This is a genomic window from Anaerococcus tetradius ATCC 35098, assembly GCF_000159095.1.
In the GTDB taxonomy this organism is placed as follows: Bacteria; Bacillota; Clostridia; order Tissierellales; family Peptoniphilaceae; genus Anaerococcus; species Anaerococcus tetradius.
The window spans coordinates 270,342-295,163 of sequence record NZ_GG666297.1; the positions used below are offsets into that span (position 1 = coordinate 270,342).

Consider the following 24,822-nt stretch of genomic DNA (forward strand, 5'->3'; position numbering starts at 1 on the left):
ATGCAGACAGGCAAAGCACCTATAGTAGACTTTAATTCTTACAATTTCAAATACAAATCCCAAAAGGACTTTTCTCTCTTTGATATCAATTTGTCTATAAAGAAGGGAGAGAAGATTGTAATTGTAGGACCATCAGGTTCCGGAAAGTCAACCCTTGCCAAGAGCCTAAATGGACAGATACCTAATAGTTTTGATGGCGATATCTTAGGTCAAATATCAATTGATGGCAAGGACCTAAAAAGCTCGTCGATTTTTGATTTATCCTTATCAGTAGGAACAGTCCTACAAGATACAGATGGACAATTTGTTGGACTTACAGTAGCAGAAGATATAGCTTTTTCCCTCGAAAACGACTGTATAAACAAGGAAGAGATGGAAAAAATTGTCCACAAGTGGGCTAAGGAGCTTAATATTTCAAAACTGCTTGAAAGAAAACCAAAGGATTTGTCTGGTGGGCAAAAACAAGCAGTTTCTATAGCAGGAGTTTTGGTATCAGATGTGCCAATTTTACTCCTAGATGAACCTCTAGCAAATCTAGACCCAAAGTCTGGCAGGGCAACCATGAAGCTTGTAAGAGACCTTGCGGAAAGACTAGGCTATACAGTTGTTGTAATCGAGCATAGGCTGGAAGAGGCACTCCTGTTAAATCCTGATAGGATAATAGCAGTTAGTGATGGTAGGATTGTTTTTGACGGATGTGTTGAAGATATTTTGAAGTCTGATAAGCTTGATCAAATTGGCATCAGAAAACCCCTATATATTGATGCCTTATCTTATGCAGGCCTCGACCTTAAAAAATATGAACGAATCTCAAAAGTCGATGACCTTGACCTATCAAAAGATGATTTGGAAATCTTAACGACTTGGGCAAGCAAGGTCAAGAAGGAAAAAATCGTAAAGTCTAGGGAAAAAATCATCGAGATAAAAAATCTAGACTTTGCCTACTCTAATGAAAATATTCTAGAAAATATTAATTTGACTATAAACAAGGGCGAGATTGTTTCAATTGTCGGACCAAATGGGGCTGGTAAGTCCACCCTAGCTAAGCTTATGTGTGGTTTTATCCGACCAAACAGGGGCGAGATTTTAATAGATGGCATAGATAGTAAAAATCTTTCCATAAAAGAAATAGCCGATAAAATTGCCTTTGTCCTTCAAAATCCGAATTCTATGATTTCCAAGACTATGATTTATGATGAAGTAGCCTTTGGTCTTAGGATAAGGGGGCTTGAAGAAGAGGAAATTCAAAAGAGAGTAGAAGAAGTCCTTAAAATTTGTGGACTTTATCCTTTTAGGAACTGGCCTATTTCAGCCCTATCTTATGGGCAGAAACGTAGGGTAACCATAGCCTCTATCTTGATTTTAAATCCTGACCTTATAATCTTGGATGAGCCTACGGCAGGTCAAGACTTTAGTCATTATACAGCTATGATGGAATTTATAAGAAGGCTAAATAGGGATTTGTCCTTGACAATCCTAATGATTAGCCATGATATGCACTTAATCCAAGAATATACGGATAGGGCCTTGGTAGTTTGTGATAAGAAAATCCTAGCTGATCTAAGCCCTGCAGAACTTTTTTCTAGGGAAAAGCTAATTGATCAGTCAAACCTAGCCCCAACTTCCCTATACAAACTAGGCAAAAAACTTGAAGCTCTTAGTGCCTTGGACTTCATAGAAAGCTTCATAGCTTATGAGAGGAGAAAAAAGAATGGATAACACACTTGGTTTTATAGACAACGATACTTGGGTACACAGACTTTCTGGTACAACCAAGCTCCTTTCCTTCCTTCTCCTATCAATCATAGTAATGACTTCCTATGATACGAGATTTCTAATACTCGTCATGGTCATATCCTTGTTTATAATGAAACAAGCCAAGATAAAATGGGACAATATCTCCATCCTGGTAAAAATTGTAGCTATATTTTCTGTGATTAATCTTTTAGCTATTTACATCTTCGAGCCAGAATTTGGAGTTAAGTTGTACTCATCAAGAACAATTATATTTAGGGGAATTGGCAGATATAGCATAAGTTTGGAACAGTTGTTTTATGAGTTCAATGTATTTTTAAAATATTTTTCAACCATACCCCTTGCTCTAATCTTTGTCCTTGCTACCAATCCCTCTGAGTTTTCGTCAAGCCTTAACAAAATTGGCCTATCCTACAAAATATCCTATGCCGTAGCCCTCGCCCTAAGATATATACCTGATATACAAAATTCCTATATGGAAATTCGACAAGCAAGCCAGGCTAGGGGGATAGAGATGAGTAAGAAAGTTAGCCTAGCTAAAAGATTAAAGGCTAGTGCTGATATAGTCATGCCCTTAATTTTTGATAGTTTGGAGAGGATAGAAACAGTTTCTCAGGCTATGGAGCTAAGACGCTTTGGCAAAAACAAAACTAGAACGTGGTATAGGCAACGAGCCTTTGGGAAAAATGATTATCTAGTCCTCTTAGGAGTACTTATTCTAATAGCAATAGGGATTTTATTATTTATTGCCAATAATGGCAGATTCTATAATCCTTTCATCTAAGCAAAGATCCTTGCTAATATAGCGAGGGTCTTTTTCTAAGCCTTAAAAGCAAAACTTGGGGGCTTATATATTATTTGGTATAATTTTTTATAAGATGATAAGGAAAAAACTTTAAGTAGCTAGGATAATCACTAAAGGAGGCTATATGAATGAATTAAAAGAAATTATAGAAGGACAAAGAGCTTTCTTCTATGGAGGAGCAAGCAAAATAGAAGCTTTTAGGAGAAAAAGTCTTGAGAAATTGGAAAGCTTACTTGAAATCTATGAGGATGACATCCTTTTGGCCTTAAACAAAGACTTGGGCAAGTCAAATTTTGAAGCCTATATAGCAGAAATTTCCTTCCTAAAACAAGAAATACCCTTTGCCTTAGCCAAGCTAAATAAATGGATGAAGCCTATTAGGGAGAAGACTCCCCTCCAAGCCATGCCCGCCACATCCTACACCCTCTATGAACCCTTGGGAGTAACTCTAATAATAGCTCCATGGAACTATCCCTTCCAGCTAGCTATAGATCCTCTTATAGCAGCAATAGCATCTGGCAATACTGCAATTATAAAGACCTCATCCAAGACTAGGGAAACTTCAAGGCTCATAAGAGCAATGATAAATGATAATTTTAGCAAAGATTATATCTATGTTGTCGATAATGACAAAACAAGTCATGAAGAACTCTTAAATGGCAAATATGACCACATTTTCTACACTGGAGGCAAAAAAATCGGCAAAGAAATAATGAAAAAGGCTAGTGAAAACTTGACCAAGGTAAGCCTAGAACTTGGAGGCAAAAGTCCATGTATAGTTGATAGTTCGGCGAATCTTGACAATGCAGCAAGGTCAATAATCTGGGCTAAAACTCTAAATGCAGGTCAGACCTGTGTTGCAGCAGACTATATCCTAGTCGATTATTCTATAAAGGATAAATTTATAGGCAAATTAATAGAAGTTATTGACGAATTTTATGGGCCTTGTCCAATAGAGTCAAAAGATTATAGCAAAATAATAAACGAAGAAAATTTGGATAGGCTCCTCGGGCTCTTAGAGGATCAAAATATAGTAGCTGGTGGCAGCTATGATAGAAAAAACCTAAAACTCGCACCTACCATAGTAGATGATGTCGATTTTTCCAACAAGCTAATGGAAGATGAAATCTTTGGACCAATACTTCCAATAATAACTTACGACAATATTAATCCCATCCTCTATAAGATAAAGACCCTGCCTAAGCCACTCGCCTTTTACCTCTTCTCAGAAGATAAGAGGCTAATAGAAAAGGTCATGTATAATATGGAATTTGGCAATGGCTGTGTCAATGATTGCATCATGCAAATAGTAAGTCCCTACCTAGAATTTGGAGGAGTTGGGGCAAGTGGCATGGGAGGCTATCATGGCTATAATGGTTTTGTAAATTTTTCTAACAAAAAAAGCATCATGCATGCCTCATCCTTCTTTAGACCAAAAATAAAATATCCTCCTTATGATGAAGGAAGGTTAAATTTAATAAAGAAATTCTAAAAAAAACAAAGCTTTCTTAAAATTTTATTTAGCAAACTATGTGTGGTAGATAAAATTTCAGGAGAGCTTTTTGCGTGGAGAAATAAAGGATTAAAGAAAATGATTGGCATTATCGATTAATCCTTTATTAATATATATACATTGAATATTAAATGTTTTTTTAAATCAAAGTCATTTCTATCATAAATATTTTATGTAAATACATAGAAAATTTGTTATAAAATATAAAGAAATCTGTATGTTGATTGTTAATTATTTGCAAACTACAAAATAAACGGCTATATAAGCTAAGCTTATCGGATGGTTCAAATCCCCGAAAAGTGTTAAAATATTTGATAATTATATTGACAATCCTATATAAAAGTTTTATAATGGTTTTCGTGATACTGAAAATTGCTATCACATTTTTATATTTTGTACATTCATATGAATTAATATTTAACATGTTAAAAAAATAATTAGTAGAGGATATGGGGAATAAATGAATAATAAAAGAATTATTAAGGCGACATTAATTGCCGCCTTGTCTATTTCATTCTTATTTAACGAGCCTTCCTTTGCCAGTAGCGAAGAAGATAAACCGCTAGAGGCAAATAGCCAAGGTCTTTTTGAAGAAAATGAATTAACTACAGAAAAAAAAGAAGAAGCAAAAGAAGAAGGAGCTTCTGATAAAGAAAGTGAACAAAATAAAGAAGATGCAAACAAAGACAAAGCTCCTAATATAGAAACTTCCCTCAAAGAAGATAAGTCTGTTGAAAAAGAAGGGAAAGCAACAGAAGATACACATAAAGCTGACCTTACTAAGGATTCATCTATTGAAGAAAAGAAAGATGATAAAGCTGTAGAAAAGAAAGATGAGGGAAGGCTCATATACATAGCCGAATTTAAAGATAAAGAGGCTGGGGAAAGGGCAATGAAGGAAATATCAAAACTTTCTTCTACAAAAGTTTTGTATGCCTATAACACAATTTTTAATGGTTGTGCAATTGAAACAAAACAAGATAATCTTGATTTGATTAAACATATCGAAGGAATCTCATCTGTAGAAAGATCCCAAAAAGTTGAACCAATGATGAATCATGCAAGGGAAGAAATCGGTGTCAACGAAGCTATCGACTACCTAAAAGCCATCAACAAAGACATGGTAATGAAGTTTGATGGTAGGGGCATGGTAATTGCAAATATCGATACAGGAACTGATTATAGACACAAGGCTATGAGAATTGATGATGATGCTAAGCCTTATATGAGATTTAAAAAAGAGGACATGCAGGGAACTGACAAGGACTTTTGGTTGAGTGATAAGATTCCTCATGCCTTTAACTATTACAATGGTGGCAAAATCACTGTCGAAAAATATGACGATGGTTCTGACTACCATGATCCACATGGTATGCATATAGCAGGAATCCTTGCCGGAAATGATACTGATGAAGATATAGCTAAGTACAATGGTATAGACGGAATAGCACCAAATGCTCAAATCTTTTCTTACAAGATGTACTCAGATTCAGGCGATGGTTTTGCTGGTGATGAGACAATGTTTCATGCTATCGAAGATGCAATCAAGCATAAGGTTGATGTAGTATCCGTATCTTCTGGATTTACAGGAACAGGTCTTATAGGTGAAAAATATTGGCAAGCAGTTAGGGCTTTAAGAAAAGCAGGTATCCCTATGGTAGTTGCTACTGGTAACTACGCAACATCAGCTTCAAGCTCCTCATGGGACTTGGCTGTTAATAACCAACTAAGGATGACCGATACAGGAAATGTAACAAGGACTGCTGCCCATGAAGATGCCATAGCTGTAGCATCAGCCAAAAACCAAATAGTAGAGTTTGATAAGGTAAATATTGGTGGCGAAAGCTTCAAGTATAGAAATATCGGAACCTTCTTCGATAAGGATAAGATTATTACAAATGAAGACGGAAGTAAGCTAGGCGACAAAGTAAAATTTGTTTATATAGGCAAGGGCCAAGATGATGATCTAGTTGGTCTTAATCTTAAAGGCAAAATTGCCGTTATGGATAGAATCTATACCAAGGATTTAAAATATGCCTTCAAAAGAGCTGCCGATAAGGGTGCTCGTGCAATCATGGTTGTAAATACAGTTAACTACTACAACAGGGATAACTGGACAGAGCTTCCAGCCATGGGCTACGAAGAAGATGAAGGAACAACTTGCCAAGTATTCTCAGTATCAGGTGATGATGGACTTAAAATTTGGAATATGATTGATCCAGCCAATAAAACAGAAGTTAAGAGAAACAAGAAAGAAGACTTCAAAGATAAGCTTGACCAATACTATCCAATTGATATGGAAAGCTTCAACAAAAACCGTCCAAAACTTGGCGATGAGAAAGAGCTTGACTTTAACTTTGCTCCTGATACAGACAAGGAACTTTACAAGGAAGAAGTAATCGTGCCAGCAGCTTCTACATCTTGGGGCCCAAGGGTTGACCTCCTCCTAAAACCAGATGTATCTGCACCAGGAAAAAACATCAAATCAACCCTAAATGTAATTGATGGCAAATCAACCTACGGCTATATGTCAGGAACAAGTATGGCAACACCAGTAGTTGCAGCATCAACAGTATTGATTAGACCAAAACTAAAAGAGATGCTCGAAAAACCTGTCTTAAAAAACCTAGAGGGTGACGATAAAATCGACTTAACTACTCTTACAAAGATTGCCCTACAAAACACAGCAAGACCTATGATGGATCCAACAGCTTGGAAGGAAAAATCACTATATTATGCTTCACCAAGACAACAAGGTGCAGGTCTAATTAACGTTGCCAATGCACTAAGGAGTGACGTTATAGCAAGCTTTAAAAATGTTGATTCTGAAGGTCTAGTAAACTCATATGGTTCTATCTCACTTAGAGAAATTAAGGGTGATAAGAGATATTTCACAATCAAGTTGATTAATACATCAGATAGGCCTCTAACATTTAAGGCTTCATCATCTGCAATCACAACAGATTCCCTAACCGATAGGCTAAAACTTGATGAAACTTACAAGGATGAAAAATCAGCAGACGGTAAACAAATTGTTCCAGAAATTCATCCAGAAAAGATCAAGGGTGCAAATATTACATTTGACCATGATGTATTTACAATTGCTCCAAACTCTTCATATGATTTGAAAGCAGTATTAAATGTAGGAGATGCCAAAGATAAGGACCAATTTGTAGAATCCTTCATCAGACTTGAATCCAAAGAAGAACTTGAGGCGATGTGTGGCGATAAAAACAAGACAGTATTCCAACCATCTCTATCTATGCCACTTATGGGCTTTGCTGGAAATTGGAACAAGGAGCCAATCCTTGACAAGTGGGCTTGGGAAGAAGGCTCTAAATCAAAAACCATGGAAGGTTATGATGATGATGGTAAACCAAAAATACCTGGAACCTTGAACAAGGGTATAGGTGGAGAACACGACATTGATAAATTCAATCCAGCTGCCGTTATCCAAAACAGAAAAGATGGAGATACTAAATCACTCGACCAAGATCCTGATCTATTTGCACTAAATAACAACCAAGGCTTATTTGATCCATCACAAAGTGAATCAAAAGTCGCAAGAGTTTATCCGCTCGACTCTAAGGGACAAACCCAAGAAGTTCAAATAGAAAGAGCATTAACCCCATCTCCACTTGTTCTAAGAAGTGCAGAAGAAGGCCAAATCTCAATAGTAAATACTGACAAAGAGGGCGAAGGTCAAAAAGACCTCAAGGTCGTAACAAGAGAGCACTTCATCAGAGGAATCCTAAACTCAAAGAGAAATGACGCTAAGGGTATTAAGTCATCCAAGCTAAAAGTATTAGGAGATTTGAGATGGGATGGTCTTATCTACAATCCTAGAGGTAGAGAAGAAGGCGCTAATGATAATAATAATAACCAAGACTTGGAAACAAAACTTAGGGGTCAATTTGAACCAATAGCTGAGGGCCAATACTTCTACAAGTTCAAATATAGACTAACCAAGAATTATCCATGGCAAGTTTCTTATATACCAGTAAAAATTGATAACACAGCTCCAAAAATTGTCGACGTTGATTTCTCTAATCCGGACAAAATCAAACTAATAGCAAAAGATACCTACCACAAGGTAAAGGATAAATACAAAAACGAAACCTTGTTTGTAAGAGATCAAAAAGACCATCCAGATAAATTCGACGAAGTAGCCAACGAAGTATGGTATGCAGGAGCAGCTATAGTTGACGAATATGGTGATGTTGAAAGAAACCTTGATGTTAAATATGCTGGAGAAGGCGAAGGAAGACACAGAAAGCTTGATAAAAATGGAAATACCATCTACGAAATTACAGGAGCTGGAGATTTAAGAGGAAAAATCATAGAAGTAATAGCCCTAGATGGTGCAAGCAACTTCACCAAAATCCATAGGATTAAATTTGCTGATAAGGCTGACAAAAATGGAATGATTTCTTATTACCTAGTAGATCCTGATAAAGATTTTTCTTCTTACAAAAAACTAGGTGAAATTTCTGAAGAAAAACTTAAAAAAGCCCAAAGTCCAGAAGCCTCAAATAAAGTAGAAGAAAAGAAAGATACTGTTGAGGAAAATCCTATAGAGGGACCTTCAAAGCTAGATTTAGACAAAGAAATCTCTACTGTAAGAGGCTTTGAAGATAAAGACCTAAAGAAACTAGTTAAAAAGAAATATAAAGAAGTAGTCGATTATGTAAATGGCGGAAAAATAAAAGTAGAGCTTGAATATCGATATGATGAAAATGGAAATATAAAAGCCTATGAAGATGGAAGTCCTATAGAATATGAAACTGAGAAACTTGATGATGTTAAATCAAGGCTTGGTGGAGTATTAAACCCATCAAAGAATGGTCATTTTGAAATTCTTGGAAAAGTAAGCAATGTATCCAAAGATGCCAAGGCTTACTATGGCAATGACTTTAAATTAATAGAAATTAAAGCAAGTAAATACGACCCACAAACAAAAACTCTAACCTTTGACTTGTTTAAAAACACCAATGATGTAGTAGATGGTCTATCCTTTACTGGAGATATGAATATTATAGTAAAAGATAAGGATAAAACAAAAGCTAAAACTATAATAAGGATGCCAGAAAAGAAGGATGAAGCCGAGGAAGCTTCACCATATGCTTCAAGTTATCCAAATATTATCGAACTAGGTGAAGGCGAACTTACCAAAGAAAAACCAAAAGATCCAAGTGCAATGGATACAAACAAGATGTACTTCGATAAGGATTCTGGTCACTATGTATTAAATGATAATATGATTGTAAGAAAAGGCTATGCCCTAAGAGTTACTACATTGAACCCAGGAAAAACTGACATGATTGATAGCAATGGTCTTTATAGTAAGGAAGATATAGAAAAAATCCAAAAGACTGCCCCTAACATCAAGGCCCTATCACAAAAAACAATCTACTGCGATAGTAGGAATGTTGAAGATGGAAGAAGCAGTCAATCAGTCCTAATGTCTGCCTTGGACGGCTTTAATATAGTTAGATATCAAGTCTTCAAATTCAAGACTAATGATAAGGGAGAAGCTATAGATAAGGATGGCAAGCTTGTTACAGATCCTTCTAAACTAGTTCTTCTTGGAAAAGATGGCAAGGAATATCTTGGAGATGATAAATCCAATGTAGAAGCCATCAAAGAAGATGGAGCTATGCTATTTATAGATGCAAAACCAGTAGATTTGACTATGGATAGAAACTATTTCAATCCAACAAAGGACAATAAAATCTATGTAAGAAAACCAGAATTCTATCTAAGAGGAAAGATAGGAGATAAGGGTGGTTTCAACTGGGAAATGAGAGTTAACGAGTCAGTTGTTGACAACTACCTAATCTATGGTGATTTACACATTGATAATACAAGAGACTTTAACATTAAGCTTGATGTAAAAGATGGAGACATCATGGACTGGGGAATGAAGGACTACAAGGCTAATGGCTTCCCAGACAAGGTCAAAGATATGGATGGAAATGTCTATCTACAAACTGGTTATAGTAATCTCAATGCCAAGGCTGTAGGTGTTCACTATCAATTCCTTTATGATAATATAAAACCAGAAATCGAACAAAAAGAAGATGGCAACACAGCTATTGAATATGAAAAAGATAAATTCATCAAATTCAATGTTACAGACAAGAGAAATGAGGATAAGGCTGGAGAAATCCAAGATAAACAAATCTTTGTAAATGGGAAAGAATACAAGTCCTTAGCTGATATCAAAGATATAAAGGATGATAAGCTAACAATTAAGTTTGTAGTAAAAGACTTTGCAAATAATACTAGGGTAAAGGAATTTAGCTTTGACAAAAAAACTGGCTCATTAACTCCTGTAGATCCACAAAAAGTCAAGATTACAATAGCTAATAAGGAAAATGAACTTGTAAAGGGAGAGGACTTCCAATTACCAGAATACAAGGGAGAAATTCCAGAAGGTAAAGGCTTTAAGGGTTGGAAAGTCAAAGGCAAAGACGGAAAAGAAGAAATCAAAGCACAAGGTTCCTTCCTATTTGCAGAGGCTGATCTAAGTGTTGAACCAGACTTCTACGAGCTTCCTAAAGAAGTTAAAGAAGAAAATAAACAAACTTTTGATGAAACAAAGAAAAAGGATGAGGATTATTCAAAGATTTGGAATATAACTTGCCCAAGTAACACAGAAGAACCATCAGTCAATCCTTGCGAAGTACCATCAGAAGAACATTCAGTAAATCCTTCAGTAATTTCTTCAGAAAATCCACAAATTCCTGAAATAAGTGTAGGTCATAAGAGTGAAAATATTTCAGATCAAAAAGGATTACTAGCGGAAGTAAGCTCTAAGACTAAAGAGCTTAAAGGAGAGCCTTCAACAGACAATGGTCAAAGTCCAAGGGAAGATAAGGATAAAGAAGAAGCTCCATCAAAAGCCCAAAAAGAAGAAGCAAGGGAAAATAAGACCCAAAGAAGTGAGGGAAAATCACAAGCAAACAATGAGAAAGCTCCAACAAGTACAAATGTTAAAACAGGAGTAGAGAGCCTATCATCAGTAGTTATGGGACTATTTGCAGCAAGCCTTGCCTTATTCAAGACTAAAAAAAGAAAATAAAAAAGACCTAATATAAGCTAAGCGAATATTAGACCTTATGCCAGAGTTAGCTTTAGGCTTGCTCTGGTATTTTTTTGGCTTAGGATTTTATATTAGAAAATCATCTCTAGGATTCTTATAAAATCATCCTAAGAAAGATTTACAAATTAAAAGCCCTCAACAAATTTGAGGACTTTCGACTCTATTTTTTGCTATCCATATCAGCCTTGATAGCCTTAGCGAGGGCTTCGATTTCTTCTACTTGTTCCATCTTCACACCAGAATTGATTTTAACATCTTCACCTACATAATCAAGCTTAGCTTGAGATAGGATTTCCTTAGAAATCTCGAGACTTCTTCCGCCCCAAGACCAGTTGTTTAGGAAAGAAACAGTCTTATTGCTAAAGCCTGTTCCAACAAGCTCTCTTAGGAAGGCATCCATCTTGTAGTAAAGGCCTGAGTTGTAGTTGATTGGTGCAAATACTGAGTGAGAGAATCTGTGGCAGTCACTAATTGGATGAGAAACATCCCAAGCAGCAACATCATAAATCTTGATATTTTCAACCCCTAGCTCAGCTAGCTTTGTTGCAAGAATATCGGCTGCTTCTTCGGTATCTCCGTACATTGATGCGTAAACTATAACCACACCTTCTTCTTCTGCTGTGAAGGTTGACCACTTGTTATACTTATCCATTATGAAGTTGATAGATTCTTCATCCTTATAAACAGGACCATGGAGAGGAAGGATGGCATTAATAGCAAGTCCGTCGATTTTCTTGAAGGCATTTTGTACCATCTTGCCAAACTTACCAACGATGTTTATATAATATCTTCTAGCTTGATCTAGCCAATCACCCTTGTGGATAACATTCTTAGCATCTACATGACCTTCTATAACATTAAAGGCACCAAAAGCATCTGCTGAGAAGAGGAGACCTTCAGTTGTTTCGTAAGTCATCATAACTTCTGGCCAGTGAACCATTGGAGTGAATACAAACTTGAGATTTCTCTTGCCAATATTTAGTTCATCCCCATCTTTTACTTCTACATATCTATCCTTAAATTCATCATTGTAGAACTGTTCATATAACTTGAAGGTCTTGGCATTGCCGACAAACTTAGCATTTGGCCATTCTCTCAAACAAAAATCAATATTTCTGCAGTGGTCTGGTTCCATATGCTCAACAATTAAATAATCCAAGTCTTCTCCGTTAAGAGCTGCCTTGACATTATCTATATATCTTCTAGTAAAGGCTGCATCTACTGAATCAAACAAAACGTTCTTTTCGTCCTTAATAAGGTAAGAGTTGTAGGAAACTCCATTTGTCAATTCGAACATATTTTCGAATCTGTCAATCCTTCTGTCGTTAACTCCAACCCAATAGATATTATCTAATATTTCTACTATATTGTGCATCTTATCTCCTTTGAAACTCCTTTTATCTGTTTTGTTACATTATTAACTATACCAGCTATTTAGGAAAATTAAATTATATATTAATGATTATTATTATCGGTAATAATCTAAAAAAAATTAAATTTTATAATTTAACAAAAAATTATGTTAGAAATAATTTGTTTGGGTATAAATAGGGTGAAAACAATTACAAAAACTTGCCAAACATATACAATTCGGCTGATATAATTTATAAATTTTAAATTAAGGAGAAATAATGTCATATAATTTACCAAGAGATTTAGAAGAATTTAGAAAAGTAGTTAGGGATTTTGCTGAGGAAAAAATTAGACCCATAGCATTTCACTTAGACCAAAGCAAGGAATTTCCAAAAGAAATAGTGAGACTTATGGGCGAGATGGGCCTAATGGGAATTCCATTTCCAGAAGAATATGGGGGAGCAGGTTTAACAAATGAGCATTACGCCATAGCTGTTGAAGAATTATCAAGAGTAGATGGTGGAGTCGGTGTAATTTGTTCAGCCCACACCTCACTGGGTACTTGGGGAATTAACGAATTTGCGAATGAAGAACAAAAAGAAAAATATCTAAGACCCCTTCTTACAGGTAAGTCAATAGGTGGTTTCGGTCTAACAGAAGAAAACGCTGGTTCAGACTCTGCAGGAACTCAAACTACAGCAGTCCTAAAAGGAGATCACTACATCCTAAATGGTAAGAAAATCTTTATAACCAACGCCCCAGAAGCTCAAACTTATCTAGTAACAGCAGTTACTACTCCGGGCAAGGGCAACCATGGCATATCCATGTTCATAGTAGACAAGGACTTTGAAGGTTTTACCTTTTCCGAGCCTTACGACAAGCTAGGTATCAGATCATCAGTTACAGCAGAGCTTCACTTTAACAATGTTAAAGTTCCAAAAGAAAATCTTCTTGGTGAAGAAGGTAAGGGCTTCAAATACGCTATGATGATTCTTGATGGTGGTAGGATTGGTATAGCTTCCCAAGCCCTAGGTATAGCCCAAGGAGCTTACGAATCTGCCAAAGATTACGGACTAAATCGTGAACAATTCGGACAAGCTATTGCAAGGATGCAACACAATGCCTTCATCCTAGCAGATATGGCAACTGAATTAAAGGCTGCAAGATTGTTAATTTATGATGCAGCAAGGAAGAAAGACAAACATGAACCATATGGTAAGGATGCTGCTATGGCTAAGCTTTTTGCATCAGATATGGCAGAAAAACTTACCAGCAAGGCCCTCCAACTCTACGGTGGCTCAGGCTTCATCAAGGGAGTAGATGTAGAAAGATATTACAGAGACTCAAAGATAACTCAAATCTATGAAGGAACAAATGAGATTATGAGATTAGTTATCTCATCCTATATCCTACCTAGAGAAGAAAAGAAGGAAGTTAAGAAAGAAACTGTAAAGAAAAACAAATCTCAAGTTGGCGAAAGAAAACTTCAAATCTTTAAGGGTGATGAAAAACAAGCAGCTAAGAAATTAGTAGAAGCCCTAAAGGCTCAAGGATTTATTTTTGATAAAAAAGACATAGACCTTGAAGGTGATATAGACACTGCCCAATCAGCTGTAGGAGCAGGTATGGGAATTGGCGAAGAGCAAAACCTAGAGATGATTAAAGAATTGGCAAAGGAAACTGGCTCAGTTCTAGTATCATCAAGACCAGCTGCCCAAGTTAGAGGATATGTTTCTAGCGATAGATTTATCGGCCTATCTGGCAAGAAATTTAAGGGTAAACTCTACATCGCTGTTGGTATATCTGGAGCTATGCAACACCTAAGAGGAATAACAGATGCTGGAACAATAGTAGCTATAAATAATGACGAAAGCGCAAACATCTTTAACAACTGTGACTTTGGAATAGTAGGCGACTTCCACAAAGTAGTACCTGCCCTAATAGAAGAAATCAAAAATGCATAGATAGAAGATCCATAAGAAGGGGCTGTTGCAGAATGAATAAATCGTCCCAATATCATTAGAAGAACCTCCACGGAAAGTCTCATAACGCCGACGAGCTAACCGCCTCCATCAGTCGGCAGGCACTAATCTGCCCACCGGCAAGGAGAGGCAAAATTTCCTAAGAGAACCTTCTAATGATGGGACGATGATTATTCATAATTTTGCAACAGCCCATTAACTTGTAAAAAATTCAGGGATTGGCTTTTATAGATTAGAGTTAGTAAATAGATATTGCTAGTAAGGCAATATATGCAAATGATTATTATAAGAAAACTCTTCGCTATTATTGACAAAGAAAATACTTGAGTTTATAATGGAGAAAACATTATCATAAATTTTGCCGGCAATGATATGTTTTTACTAAAGTTATATAATCTCATAATCTGGATGAGAGTTTCTACGACTTACCGTAAATAAGTGGCTATGGCTTTTAGTTGAATCGATAATAAGAAATCGATTCTATGTACTTAATTACAATTTAGAAAAATTATGAAGGAGGATCCTTATGGACTCAAAAACAAATGGTTTTCTAAGTAGGTTTTTTCATCTTGATAAAAACAATACTAACGTAAAAACAGAAATAATCGCTGGAATCACAACTTTTATCACTATCGCTTATGTTTTGATAATTAACCCTCAAGTTCTCGCAACCCCTTTTAATATAATGGGTGATGCAAGTATGGCTGAAAAAGTATCTAATGGGGTCTTTATTGGAACATGTCTCGGTGCCTTTATCGGTACAATTCTCGTAGCTCTTTATGCAAAACTACCTTTCGCCCAAGCTCCAGGCATGGGACTAAGTGCATTTTTCGCCTACACTACTATGCTTGGAATGGGATATACATATCCTCAAGCTCTCGTTATAGTTTTCATTTCTGGTCTACTTTTCATAGTAATAACTGCCCTCGGTATTAGGGAGGCTATTATCCGTGCCATTCCTGATGCTATAAAACTCGCCATGACTCCAGGTATAGGCTTGTTTATTACCATAATCGGCCTAAAAAACGCAGGTCTTGTCGTTAAAAACGAAGCAACCCTTGTCGCTCTAGTCGATTTTGCCAAATGGACAGGTCAGGAAAAAGAGTTGATTTTTGGGGCTGTTTTATCTCTAATCGGCTTATGTCTGATTACAGTCCTAAGTCATAAGAAGGTAAAGGGAGCGATTTTAATTTCAATAATCTTAACTACTCTCATAGGAATCCCTATGGGCATAACCCACATTTCCAATTTTAGTCTTGATATAGCTTCAAAGCTTAACGATTTTTACGAAATATCCTTCTTTAATTTAGACTTTGCAGGTCTCTTTAAGGGCTCTGATATGTGGACAAATATTTTTACAGTAACTATGCTTGTTCTAAGCTTTTCTCTTGTAAATATGTTTGACTCCCTTGGTACCCTCCTTGCAGCTGCCAAACAATCAGGTTTAGTTGATAAAGATGGAGAAGTCATTAATTTAAAGCAAGCACTTATGAGTGATGCGATTTCAACTGCAGCTGGTGCCTTGGTTGGAACATCAACCGTAACAACAGTTGTAGAATCATCAGCAGGCATAGCAGAGGGTGGAAGGACAGGACTTACCTCGCTTACAACAGCGACCCTATTCTTGTTATCTATAATCTTCGTTCCACTAATTGCTATAATCCCAGCCCAAGCGACAGCTCCAGCTCTAATTTTTGTTGGCGTATTGATGTTATCAGGTGTTAAGGATATAGACTTTGATGATTTGACAAATGCCCTTCCAGCTTTTTGCACTATCGTCTTTATGCCTTTTACCTATTCCATAGCAAATGGTATAGCCCTCGGTCTGATAACTTTCTGTATAGTAAAGGCATGCACAGGTCAAAGCAAGGAAATAAAACCACTAACCTTAATTATAGCTCTAACTTTTGTCTTTAGATATGCCTTTATAACCTTAGGATAGGAGAATAAATGACAAATTTTGTTTTAAAGGGAAATATTTTATATAGTAGAAATAAGGATGAGATTAACTTTTTTGAAAATTCATATCTAGTTTGCCAAGAAGGCCTAAGTAAGGGAGTTTATGAAAACTTACCTGACGAATACAAAGACTATGAGCTTATTGATTATTCAGGAAAAATCATCATGCCTGGTCTAGTCGACCTTCACATCCACGCCCCTCAGTACAATTTTAGAGGCTGTGGTATGGACTTAGAGCTACTAGACTGGCTAAATACTTACACCTTTGTAAGTGAGGCTAAGTTTAAGGATACAAACTATGCTAGAAAATCCTACGAGAGATTTGTTGATTATATAAGGAAGGGACCAAATACTAGATCAGTTATCTTTGCAAGCCTTCATGTCGAATCGACCATAATTCTAATGGATCTTTTGGAAAAATCAGGCCTAGTTAGTTTCGTAGGCAAGGTTAATATGGACAGGAATGGAGGGGTAGACCTCGAAGAAGCCGATGCTGATTTTTCAGCGAAGGCTACCCTTGACTGGCTTAACGCTACAAAAAATAAGTACGAAAACACTTATCCGATACTCACTCCAAGATTTATCCCATCATGCACAGATGAGCTTCTTAAAAAGCTACAAAAAATCAAGGATGACTACAAGCTTCCTATCCAATCCCACCTATCAGAGAATTTAGGGGAAATCCAATGGGTAAAGGAACTTATCCCAGAGTCCAAATTTTACGGGGATGCCTATGATATGTTCGACTTGTTTGGAAAGACCAACAAGACTGTCATGGCCCACTGCGTTTATTCTAAGGAAGATGAACAAAAACTTATAAAAGACAACGGAGTTTTCATAGCCCATTGTCCAGACTCAAATACCAACCTCACATCAGGTATAGCTCCAGCAGGAAAATACCTAAGGGATGGTCAAAAAATAGGCCTTGGCTCTGATGTAGCTGGAGGAAGCCACGCTTCAATCTTTAAGGCCATGGCAGATGCAATCAAGGTTTCAAAATTAAGATACAGACTTCTTGATGATTCAATTAAGGCCCTTAGCCTAGAAGAAGCCTTCTATATGGGGACACTAGGAGGGGGAGAATTTTTCGGAAAAGTCGGCTCCTTTGATAAGGATTACGAATTTGATGCAATAGTAATTGATGATCGAAGATTTCTAGAAGAAGACTATTTTAGCCTAATTCAAAGGCTAGAAAGAATAATCTATCTATCAGAAGATAGGGATGTTATTGGAAAATTTGTAAGAGGAAAAAAATTATTCTAAAAAGGGGCTAGCCTAGGCTAGCCCTTGATATTTTCTCTAATAAATTCGATTAGGCCTTCTATCAAGTCATCAGAAGTCTTGTAGATTCTTGGCTTATCGAAAACATTGCCGTCCTTATCCATATAGGAAAGACCAGTTATTAGCTTGTTTATATACAAAAAGTCGTTTTGGAAGACGTCTTTTTTTATTTCGCATATCTTATCTTCTCTATCATTACCGTTAAGTCTTATATCTGTATATAGTTGAAAAATAGGGATGCCTCTTTCAAAGGCTATGCCCATCTCTCCAGCAAGGCCCAAATCTTCTGTATCCATAAGGCCAATCAAAAGGTCAGCTTCCTTGAGCCTCTTGTAGTCAGCCCAAAGAATATCATAACCATTAGCAAAACCTGCCGCCTTATCATTTATACTTAGATTATCGGCTGGATTATATAGGTCGATTTTATCGCCAAATTCTTTTTCTAGGGCATCTTGCACCTTTTTGGCTTGATATCTTTGTCCTTCTATAAATAAGTCACATCCTAAATATATTTTCATAATTTTCACCTCCCATCTATTATAACAAATAAAAAAATTTACTAAAACTATTTTATAAAATATAATAAGAATAAGAGAGGTGCTTATGAAAAAAAATATAAAAATTCTATCAACAAATTTCGATATAAGCCTAGGTAATGTAAGCGAAAACCTTGCTTCTATCAAAGATATAATAAAAAAAGCTGACAAATGCGGGGTAAACATCCTATCCCTTCCAGAATTGTGCCTAACAGGAGCTTCCCTTTATGATTTATATAAGGAAGATGTATTAATAGAAAGGGTCAAAGAAGCAATCATTGACCTAAAAGCTTTCTCCAAGGACTATGATCTTCTCATAAGTCTAGGTGCTCCCCTAAGAGAAAATGGAAAGCTCTACAATACCATACTTTTTATTAAGAAGGGTGAGCTTATAACAAGCTTTGTCAAAGAAAATCTCAAAGCCTACGAAAAAAACATCTTTTGTAGCGAAACTCCAAACTATTTTAGCCTAGGATCTAGTGAAGTTCCTGTAAATATGATTTATCCAGCAGAAATTTCAGGTATCAGGATTGGAGTAGTTATAGGAGAAGATGAAAGAGATGCCATAGCAACTTCCTTGGTCTTTAAGGAAATGGGGGTCGATTTAATCTTAAATCCTAACGCCTATGAGAAAACAGTCCAATCAAACAGACAAAGCCTTAGCGATATAAGCTACTTATCCAAGGGGCTTGTCTATGTATCATCAGGAGCTGGCAGGGGAGAATCTAGCACAGATTCAGTCTATCAGGGCTTAAATGTAATAGCCTATGATGGGGAAATAATTGAAAGTCGTGTAAATGACTCAGTAAGCTTTATCAAAAATTTTGAAATTGATGAAAATAGCCCTACAGCCTTTAAGAAATTTACTGACGAGAAAAATAAAGTAGCTAAGTTTCCTTATCTTCCAAAAGAAGCAAATAAAAAAGAATTTGTAGGAGATATAATGGAAATAGGAAGCTCTGCCCTCCTAAGTAGGATGAAAAAAATCGGAGTCGAGGATGTATTCTTGGGAGTATCAGGTGGGCTTGATTCTACCATGACCCTACTTTTCATAAACGAAGCCTACAAGAAAGCTGGCCTTCCAAAAGAAAAAATCCACGCCTACACCATGCCTGCCTTTGCTACAAGTAAGAGGACTAAGTCAAATGCCTTTTATTTATGCCAAGCCTTGGGAATTGACCTAAAAGAGATAAACATATCCGAAGCAGTAAAAATCCACCTAGCAAATATTGGCCATGACCTTAAAAGTCAAGATGTGGCTTACGAAAATGCCCAAGCAAGGGAAAGAACCCAAGTCCTCCTTGACCTAGCCAATATGTACGGGGGAATAGTAATAGGAACTGGCGATTTATCAGAATGTATGCAGGGCTTTGCAACCTTCAATGGAGATCATATAAGTAACTACTCCCTAAACTCAAGTCTAACTAAGACCCACTTGCGTTTCATAGTAACTTACCTTGCCGAAAACACAGACAATGACAAACTAGCTAAAGTTCTAAAAGATATAGTAGAAACTCCAATCTCTCCAGAACTAAAAAATGAAACTGATGATAAAATAAGCCAAAAAACTGAAGACATCATAGGCCCTTACGAGCTAATAGATTTCTTTATCTACCATCACCTCAAAGACAAAAAAAGTCCAAGAGAAATCCTAGCCTTGGCAAAATCTGCCTTTGGGGATGACTATAAAGAAGAAGTCATAAAAAAATGGCTAACCTCCTACTTCAAGAGATTTGCAGCCTCCCAATTCAAGAGAGCAACTGCAGTAGATGGGCCAAACATCACAGGACTTTCAACATCACCTAGACTAGGCTATAAAATTGCCTCCGATATGGCTTCTACTTTGTACTTGGAAGATATAGATGAATAAGAAAAAAATCGCCACAGGCCTAGGACTCCTTGCCCTAGGTCTAGGCTTTTATATCAACAGGCAATGCTTCTACGCCAAGGAAAAAAGAATTGATCTTAGAAATCCCAAGGTCAAAGGAGAAATAAGGATTACCCAAATATCCGACCTCCACTCCAATGTCATAGCCAATCTAGATGACATGCTAAGAAAAATCAGACAATTCAATCCCCACTTTATAATCCTAACTGGCGATATCATCGATTATGGAACAGAAAGAAAAATAGAAAGAAGCCTATTTTTTCTTAAAAATCTAAGAAAACTTGAAATTCCTACTTTTTTCATATCAGGTAACCACGAAGAAAAAGGCCCCAATCTCGACTATTTTGTAAGTCAGATGGAAAAACTTGGCATAGTCTATCTATTTAATGATGGGGTAAAATTTTCTGTAGGAGACAATATAATAAATCTCTATGGCACAGGCCACTATGCTAGATTCTACGAAAAATATAAGCCAAAAGACGATAACATAAACATCATCCTAAGCCATCTATCAAAATCAATAAGAGATGATGATAGAGATGACTTCGACTTTATCTTCTCAGGTCATACCCATGGCGGTCAAGTAAGACTACCAATAATTGGTGCCCTCCTAAGCCCAGCCGAGGGAATCTTGCCAGATTACGATATGGGAGTATTCCCTTACAAAAAAGGTATAATATATGTCGATAGCGGACTAGGAAACACCTTCCTACCACTGAGATTTCTAGATCCTGTGGGCTATTCCAACATAAGTATAAGAAATGGGTCTGTAGTTTAGTGGCAAAACAAGGGTGTCCGAAGCCAAAGATGGGGGTTCGATTCCCTCCAGACCTGCCAAAATATCAGTTCTATATCAGAGCTGATTTTTATTTGCGAATTTGCCTTCATATAGCAAAGTTTAAAGCTAAATTTATAAAAATAGTTTTATGTTACAGAAATTGAGACAAAACAATTAATAGTAAGCTTGAACAAGTTGAATCCATCAACGTTCCAGCGACTAAAGCTACATCCACCTTATCCGATATACCAAAGAGTCCTAATAGAGGATCATCAAAACTTGAAGATACTATCGTAAAGATCATAGACCTTCAAGGAGAAATCAATAGGGATATAGATAAGTTGTTAGATTTGAAAAAGAAATCGTAAGAACAATAAAAAAGATAGAAGATAAAGAACTTCAAGTAGTTTTAGAAAAAAGATATCTTTGTTTTGAATCTTGGGAGAGAATAGCGGTTGAGATGAATTACTCAATTCAGCATATCTTCAGACTCCATAGTAAGGCTTTGAAAAATATAGAAGTATAAAAAATCGGGTGACGCATAAATGCATCACCCGCAAAACTTTTGTCTTCAATTCGTACTATTATTATAGTAGCAATTTTAAAACTTGTCTATGATATCATGGTGTCCAATATCTAAAAGGAATATCAACTCATTATTTTCATAGAACCAAATAATGCGAATATCCATATTCACAGAAGATTCCCATAGTCCATCTGCACCTTGTATCTTCTTGGTTCTTAAAGATGGATGGGTAGGATTTTCTACGAAAAATTTAAGTTTCTTTTTCATTTGTTTCTTTTCAGTATCAGATAGTTTTTTATAATGTTTTTTAAAGGCTTTCGAATAAGTAAGTTTATAGGACATTACTTATCTAATTCCTCAAATAGAGAATCAATGGAATCAAAGATTGGCCTTTCTCCATTTTTTATAGATTCTTTAATTTCTTTTACTTCAGCTTTCAAGTTTTTTATGACGTGTTCTGGATAGATTGCAACTGGAACAAGTACAATTTTTCCCTTATCTTCTATGACTTCAAATTGATCGCCTTGATTTAATTCCATAGATTTTACTATGTCTTTTGGGATAGTAACTTGTGATTTAGCTTTTAGTTCAACCAACATAAGAAAACCTCCTTAGTTAGAAATTCATACTTTCTAACTAAATTATATTTTCTTCTAATGAAAAAGTCAAGTGGAGAGTAAAGTTGATAGAATGAGAGTAAGTAGTTGTAGTATAGTTAAAATAGCAAAAGAATAATAAAACTAGCCTTGGAGATTAAATCTTCAGGGCTTTCTTTATGGAGTGATAAAGTGCCGAGAAAACCTAAGAGACATGTTCTAATCCAGCTTGTCCTGAATTAGTTGATGGACGATTCTGTAAGAAACATGAGAAAGAATACAACAAAAACTATGAAAAATATAAAAGAGATCCAAAAACCCATAAGTGTTATGGAAAAGCGTGGAGACTTATTAGAAAAAGATATGTAGCAGAGCATCCGATTTGTGAGATGTGTTTAAAAGAAAATAGAATGACAAAGGTAGGGGTTGTTGCAAAACTATGAATAATCATCGTCCCATCATTAGAAAGTTCTCTTAGGAAATTTTACCTCTCCTTGCCAGTGGGCATATTAGTGCCTGCCGGATGATGGAGGCATTAGCCCGTCGGCAAGGTGAGACTTTCCGTGGAGGTTCTTCTAACTATAATGGTACGATTTATTCATTCTGCAACAGCCCCTTATATTTAAGTATTAGGAGGTGATACTATCGCTAAAAACGGAACATACAGAGGTGGAAGAAGAGTAAAAGCAGGAGGGAAACCACAGCCTGTTGCTGAAAAAATAGAAAAAGGTAAAAAATTAGAGATACTAATCTAGATAATAAAACAAACTATCAGGCCTATGTTGAGGCAAAGGGATTCCATCTATTAGATAAGTCTGAAAAAACATGGAAAAAATCATTTTTACTAGAGATAGCAGAAAAATTTCAAGTGAAAAATCCGATAATTACTGCAAATAATGACTATTTTATTCTAGGTTTGCCTTTTTATAATGATGATATAAGTAAAGGAAATTTTGATAAAGCTATTGATAATTGGGTTAATGAGATTTGATTAAAGCTTAAAATTAGAATAAGTATATAAAAAAGACGCTTTAAATATAAATTGAAAACATAGCCCCATCATTAGAATGATTTCTATTGATGGGGCTATGTTTATTTTAGTTTTTAAATAGCTTATATTTATCATTTATGTTCTATCTTCTGACAGTCAGGGCAAATTCCTGTAAATTCGAAGTTGTGGCCTGTTATTAGGAAGCCTGTTTCTTTTTGTATTTGCTCTTCTAATGGATGGACAGGGCAGTTTTCTAGGATTATTTTTTTGTTGCATATGGTGCAAGTCATAAAGTGCTTGTGCTTTTCATTGTTTAGTTGGTAGTAGCTTATGCCATCTATATTTGTGTTTTTTAGAAGGATTTCATTTTCTTCAAGAGTGTTAAGGTTTCTATAAATAGTGGACAAATCAACCCTGATGTCTTCTTTGATAAGTTCATAAATTTCGTCTGCTGATATAGGATTGTTGCATCCTAATAGGGTTTCTAGTATAAGCTTTCTTTGCTTAGTTATTCTCAAATTTTTTTTCTTTAGTAAATCTTCTATATTCAAAATCTTATCCCTCCTTATATATTATACAATTATTTGACAGATTGGAAAATAATAATATAATCATATTTGCAAATAGATTGCAAAAAGAAAAGGAGATAATATGAAGGTAAAAAATATAGTAGCAGTATTGGCCCTAAGTTTTGTTTTAGGAGCTTGCGGCAACAATTCCGATAAAGAAAAGAGCCCAGATAAACAAGAGGCTAAACAAGAAACTAGCGTCAATGAAGAAAAGAAGGATGACAAAAAGGCTGAAGATGCTAAGGAAGAAAGAGTTATTTATACATCATTTTTCCCAATCTATAATCTAGCTAAACAAATAGCAGGAGATAAGTTTGAAGTTAAATCTTTTGTGAATTTAAAGACAGAAAGCCATGATTTTGAGCCATCTGCAAAAGAAATCGCAGAACTTTCTTCTACTAAGTTAATGTTTATTAATGGTGCTGGCATGGAAGAATGGGAAGGTGCTGTAAAGGATGCAGTCGATATTGACCTAGTAAATACAAGTAAGGATATCGACCTTATCAAGGCTAGTGAAGATGATCACGACGATCATGATCATGACCATGATAAGGATGAAGCGAAGGATGATCACAAGGAAGAAGCTAAGGATGAGCATAAGGAAGAAGCTAAGGATGATGACCACGACCACGACCATCATCATGGCGAATATGACCCACATACTTGGTTAGATCCAGCTAATGGTAAGCTTCAAGCAAAGATAATTGCAGATAAATTATCAGAAATTGATCCTGCAAATAAGGATTATTATATGGCAAATTATGAAAAGATTGCCAAAGAGCTTGATGATATGGTTAAAGAATATAAGGAAAAATTTGATAAGGTTGAAAATAAGAAATTCATAGTTCCTCACCAAGCTTTTGGTTATCTTGCAAGGGAGTTTAATCTTGAACAAATTCCACTAAATAGTCTAACATCAACAGGGGAAGCAGATGCTAAGGTATTAAAGGAAGTTGCAGATCTAGCAAAGGCTGCTAAGTTAAAGACTGTATTTTACGAGATGGGTGGTTCAGATAAGGAAGCTAAGACTCTAGCAGATGAAATTGGAGCAGAGGCTAAGCCAATTAACACCCTCGAGTTTGCAACTGATGATGAATTAAACTCAAACAAAACTTACCAAGAAATGATTAAGGAAAACCTAGAAGCAATCTATAAGTCCTTATCATAAATATAATTAGACCTATA

Annotated in this window: 15 protein-coding genes and 1 riboswitch; of the genes, 10 read left to right on the plus strand and 5 right to left on the minus strand. The window is 35.9% G+C overall.

Annotated features, from left to right (window positions below):
* From HMPREF0077_RS06580 to HMPREF0077_RS06595, 4 genes are all read left to right on the plus strand, one after another.
* Positions 1 to 1,719, plus strand: coding sequence for an ABC transporter ATP-binding protein (locus HMPREF0077_RS06580; RefSeq protein WP_004837219.1), 1,719 nt, complete (start codon positions 1 to 3; stop codon positions 1,717 to 1,719).
* On the plus strand, positions 1,712 to 2,539 hold the full coding sequence (locus HMPREF0077_RS06585; protein ID WP_169304255.1) for an energy-coupling factor transporter transmembrane component T family protein: 828 nt from the start codon (positions 1,712 to 1,714) through the stop codon (positions 2,537 to 2,539). The genes HMPREF0077_RS06580 and HMPREF0077_RS06585 overlap by 8 nt, the downstream gene beginning before the upstream one ends.
* Positions 2,540 to 2,684: 145 nt before the next feature.
* Positions 2,685 to 4,052 carry an aldehyde dehydrogenase family protein gene (locus HMPREF0077_RS06590; RefSeq protein WP_004837221.1) on the plus strand — a complete coding sequence of 456 codons (1,368 nt, stop codon included), beginning with the start codon at positions 2,685 to 2,687 and terminating at the stop codon, positions 4,050 to 4,052.
* Between the two features lie 481 nt (positions 4,053 to 4,533).
* Positions 4,534 to 11,157 carry a S8 family serine peptidase gene (locus HMPREF0077_RS06595; protein WP_004837222.1) on the plus strand — a complete coding sequence of 2,208 codons (6,624 nt, stop codon included), beginning with the start codon at positions 4,534 to 4,536 and terminating at the stop codon, positions 11,155 to 11,157.
* A 181-nt stretch (positions 11,158 to 11,338) separates the two neighbouring features.
* Here the strand turns inward: HMPREF0077_RS06595 and HMPREF0077_RS06600 are convergent, their stop codons facing one another.
* Positions 11,339 to 12,553: an FprA family A-type flavoprotein gene (locus HMPREF0077_RS06600; RefSeq protein ID WP_004837223.1), complete on the minus strand. Its 1,215-nt coding sequence runs from the start codon at positions 12,551 to 12,553 to the stop codon at positions 11,339 to 11,341.
* Between the two features lie 256 nt (positions 12,554 to 12,809).
* Here HMPREF0077_RS06600 and HMPREF0077_RS06605 point away from each other — a divergent pair, with 256 nt between their 5' ends.
* From HMPREF0077_RS06605 to HMPREF0077_RS06615, 3 genes are all read left to right on the plus strand, one after another.
* Positions 12,810 to 14,495 carry an acyl-CoA dehydrogenase family protein gene (locus HMPREF0077_RS06605; protein ID WP_004837224.1) on the plus strand — a complete coding sequence of 562 codons (1,686 nt, stop codon included), beginning with the start codon at positions 12,810 to 12,812 and terminating at the stop codon, positions 14,493 to 14,495.
* Between the two features lie 385 nt (positions 14,496 to 14,880).
* A riboswitch (purine riboswitch) is annotated at positions 14,881 to 14,978 on the plus strand.
* Positions 14,979 to 15,039: 61 nt separating this feature from the next.
* Positions 15,040 to 16,455, plus strand: coding sequence for an NCS2 family permease (locus HMPREF0077_RS06610; RefSeq protein ID WP_004837225.1), 1,416 nt, complete (start codon positions 15,040 to 15,042; stop codon positions 16,453 to 16,455).
* Positions 16,456 to 16,463: 8 nt separating this feature from the next.
* The gene (locus tag HMPREF0077_RS06615; protein WP_004837226.1) at positions 16,464 to 17,735 is read left to right on the plus strand and encodes an amidohydrolase family protein; all 1,272 of its coding nucleotides are present in this window, start codon (positions 16,464 to 16,466) and stop codon (positions 17,733 to 17,735) included.
* 17 nt (positions 17,736 to 17,752) lie between these two features.
* Here the strand turns inward: HMPREF0077_RS06615 and HMPREF0077_RS06620 are convergent, their stop codons facing one another.
* Entirely contained in the window at positions 17,753 to 18,271 is a 519-nt protein-coding gene (locus HMPREF0077_RS06620) for a nucleoside 2-deoxyribosyltransferase (RefSeq protein WP_004837227.1), read from the minus strand.
* Between the two features lie 85 nt (positions 18,272 to 18,356).
* On the opposite strand from HMPREF0077_RS06620, the gene nadE reads away from it, so the two are divergent.
* Positions 18,357 to 20,159, plus strand: coding sequence for an NAD(+) synthase (gene nadE / locus HMPREF0077_RS06625; protein ID WP_004837228.1), 1,803 nt, complete (start codon positions 18,357 to 18,359; stop codon positions 20,157 to 20,159).
* Positions 20,152 to 20,955 (plus strand): metallophosphoesterase, encoded by an 804-nt coding sequence (locus HMPREF0077_RS10465; protein WP_004837229.1) that lies wholly within the window; start codon positions 20,152 to 20,154, stop codon positions 20,953 to 20,955. The genes nadE and HMPREF0077_RS10465 overlap by 8 nt, the downstream gene beginning before the upstream one ends.
* 601 nt (positions 20,956 to 21,556) lie before the next feature.
* On the opposite strand, the gene HMPREF0077_RS06635 is transcribed toward HMPREF0077_RS10465, so the two are convergent.
* The 3 genes from HMPREF0077_RS06635 to HMPREF0077_RS06645 form a co-directional block, all read right to left on the minus strand.
* Entirely contained in the window at positions 21,557 to 21,823 is a 267-nt protein-coding gene (locus HMPREF0077_RS06635) for a type II toxin-antitoxin system RelE/ParE family toxin (protein WP_004837230.1), read from the minus strand.
* On the minus strand, positions 21,823 to 22,080 hold the full coding sequence (locus HMPREF0077_RS06640) for an AbrB/MazE/SpoVT family DNA-binding domain-containing protein (RefSeq protein ID WP_004837231.1): 258 nt from the start codon (positions 22,078 to 22,080) through the stop codon (positions 21,823 to 21,825). Before HMPREF0077_RS06640 ends, HMPREF0077_RS06635 begins: the two co-directional genes overlap by 1 nt.
* A 1,119-nt stretch (positions 22,081 to 23,199) precedes the next feature.
* Entirely contained in the window at positions 23,200 to 23,619 is a 420-nt protein-coding gene (locus HMPREF0077_RS06645) for a Fur family transcriptional regulator (protein ID WP_004837234.1), read from the minus strand.
* Positions 23,620 to 23,719: 100 nt separating this feature from the next.
* On the opposite strand from HMPREF0077_RS06645, the gene HMPREF0077_RS06650 reads away from it, so the two are divergent.
* A complete protein-coding gene (locus HMPREF0077_RS06650; protein WP_004837235.1) occupies positions 23,720 to 24,805 on the plus strand; it encodes a metal ABC transporter solute-binding protein, Zn/Mn family in 1,086 nt (361 codons plus the stop codon).
* The last annotated feature ends 17 nt before the right edge of the window (positions 24,806 to 24,822 follow it).

Excerpts from the sequence above, each read along its gene's own strand:
- HMPREF0077_RS06580 (WP_004837219.1), top strand. The coding sequence starts at position 1 with ATGCAGACAGGCAAAGCACCTATAGTAGACTTTAATTCTTACAATTTC.
- HMPREF0077_RS06585 (WP_169304255.1), top strand. The coding sequence starts at position 1,712 with ATGGATAACACACTTGGTTTTATAGACAACGATACTTGGGTACACAGA.
- HMPREF0077_RS06590 (WP_004837221.1), top strand. The coding sequence starts at position 2,685 with ATGAATGAATTAAAAGAAATTATAGAAGGACAAAGAGCTTTCTTCTAT.
- HMPREF0077_RS06595 (WP_004837222.1), top strand. The coding sequence starts at position 4,534 with ATGAATAATAAAAGAATTATTAAGGCGACATTAATTGCCGCCTTGTCT.
- HMPREF0077_RS06600 (WP_004837223.1), bottom strand. The coding sequence starts at position 12,553 with ATGCACAATATAGTAGAAATATTAGATAATATCTATTGGGTTGGAGTT.
- HMPREF0077_RS06605 (WP_004837224.1), top strand. The coding sequence starts at position 12,810 with ATGTCATATAATTTACCAAGAGATTTAGAAGAATTTAGAAAAGTAGTT.
- HMPREF0077_RS06610 (WP_004837225.1), top strand. The coding sequence starts at position 15,040 with ATGGACTCAAAAACAAATGGTTTTCTAAGTAGGTTTTTTCATCTTGAT.
- HMPREF0077_RS06615 (WP_004837226.1), top strand. The coding sequence starts at position 16,464 with ATGACAAATTTTGTTTTAAAGGGAAATATTTTATATAGTAGAAATAAG.
- HMPREF0077_RS06620 (WP_004837227.1), bottom strand. The coding sequence starts at position 18,271 with ATGAAAATATATTTAGGATGTGACTTATTTATAGAAGGACAAAGATAT.
- nadE (WP_004837228.1), top strand. The coding sequence starts at position 18,357 with ATGAAAAAAAATATAAAAATTCTATCAACAAATTTCGATATAAGCCTA.
- HMPREF0077_RS10465 (WP_004837229.1), top strand. The coding sequence starts at position 20,152 with ATGAATAAGAAAAAAATCGCCACAGGCCTAGGACTCCTTGCCCTAGGT.
- HMPREF0077_RS06635 (WP_004837230.1), bottom strand. The coding sequence starts at position 21,823 with ATGTCCTATAAACTTACTTATTCGAAAGCCTTTAAAAAACATTATAAA.
- HMPREF0077_RS06640 (WP_004837231.1), bottom strand. The coding sequence starts at position 22,080 with ATGTTGGTTGAACTAAAAGCTAAATCACAAGTTACTATCCCAAAAGAC.
- HMPREF0077_RS06650 (WP_004837235.1), top strand. The coding sequence starts at position 23,720 with ATGAAGGTAAAAAATATAGTAGCAGTATTGGCCCTAAGTTTTGTTTTA.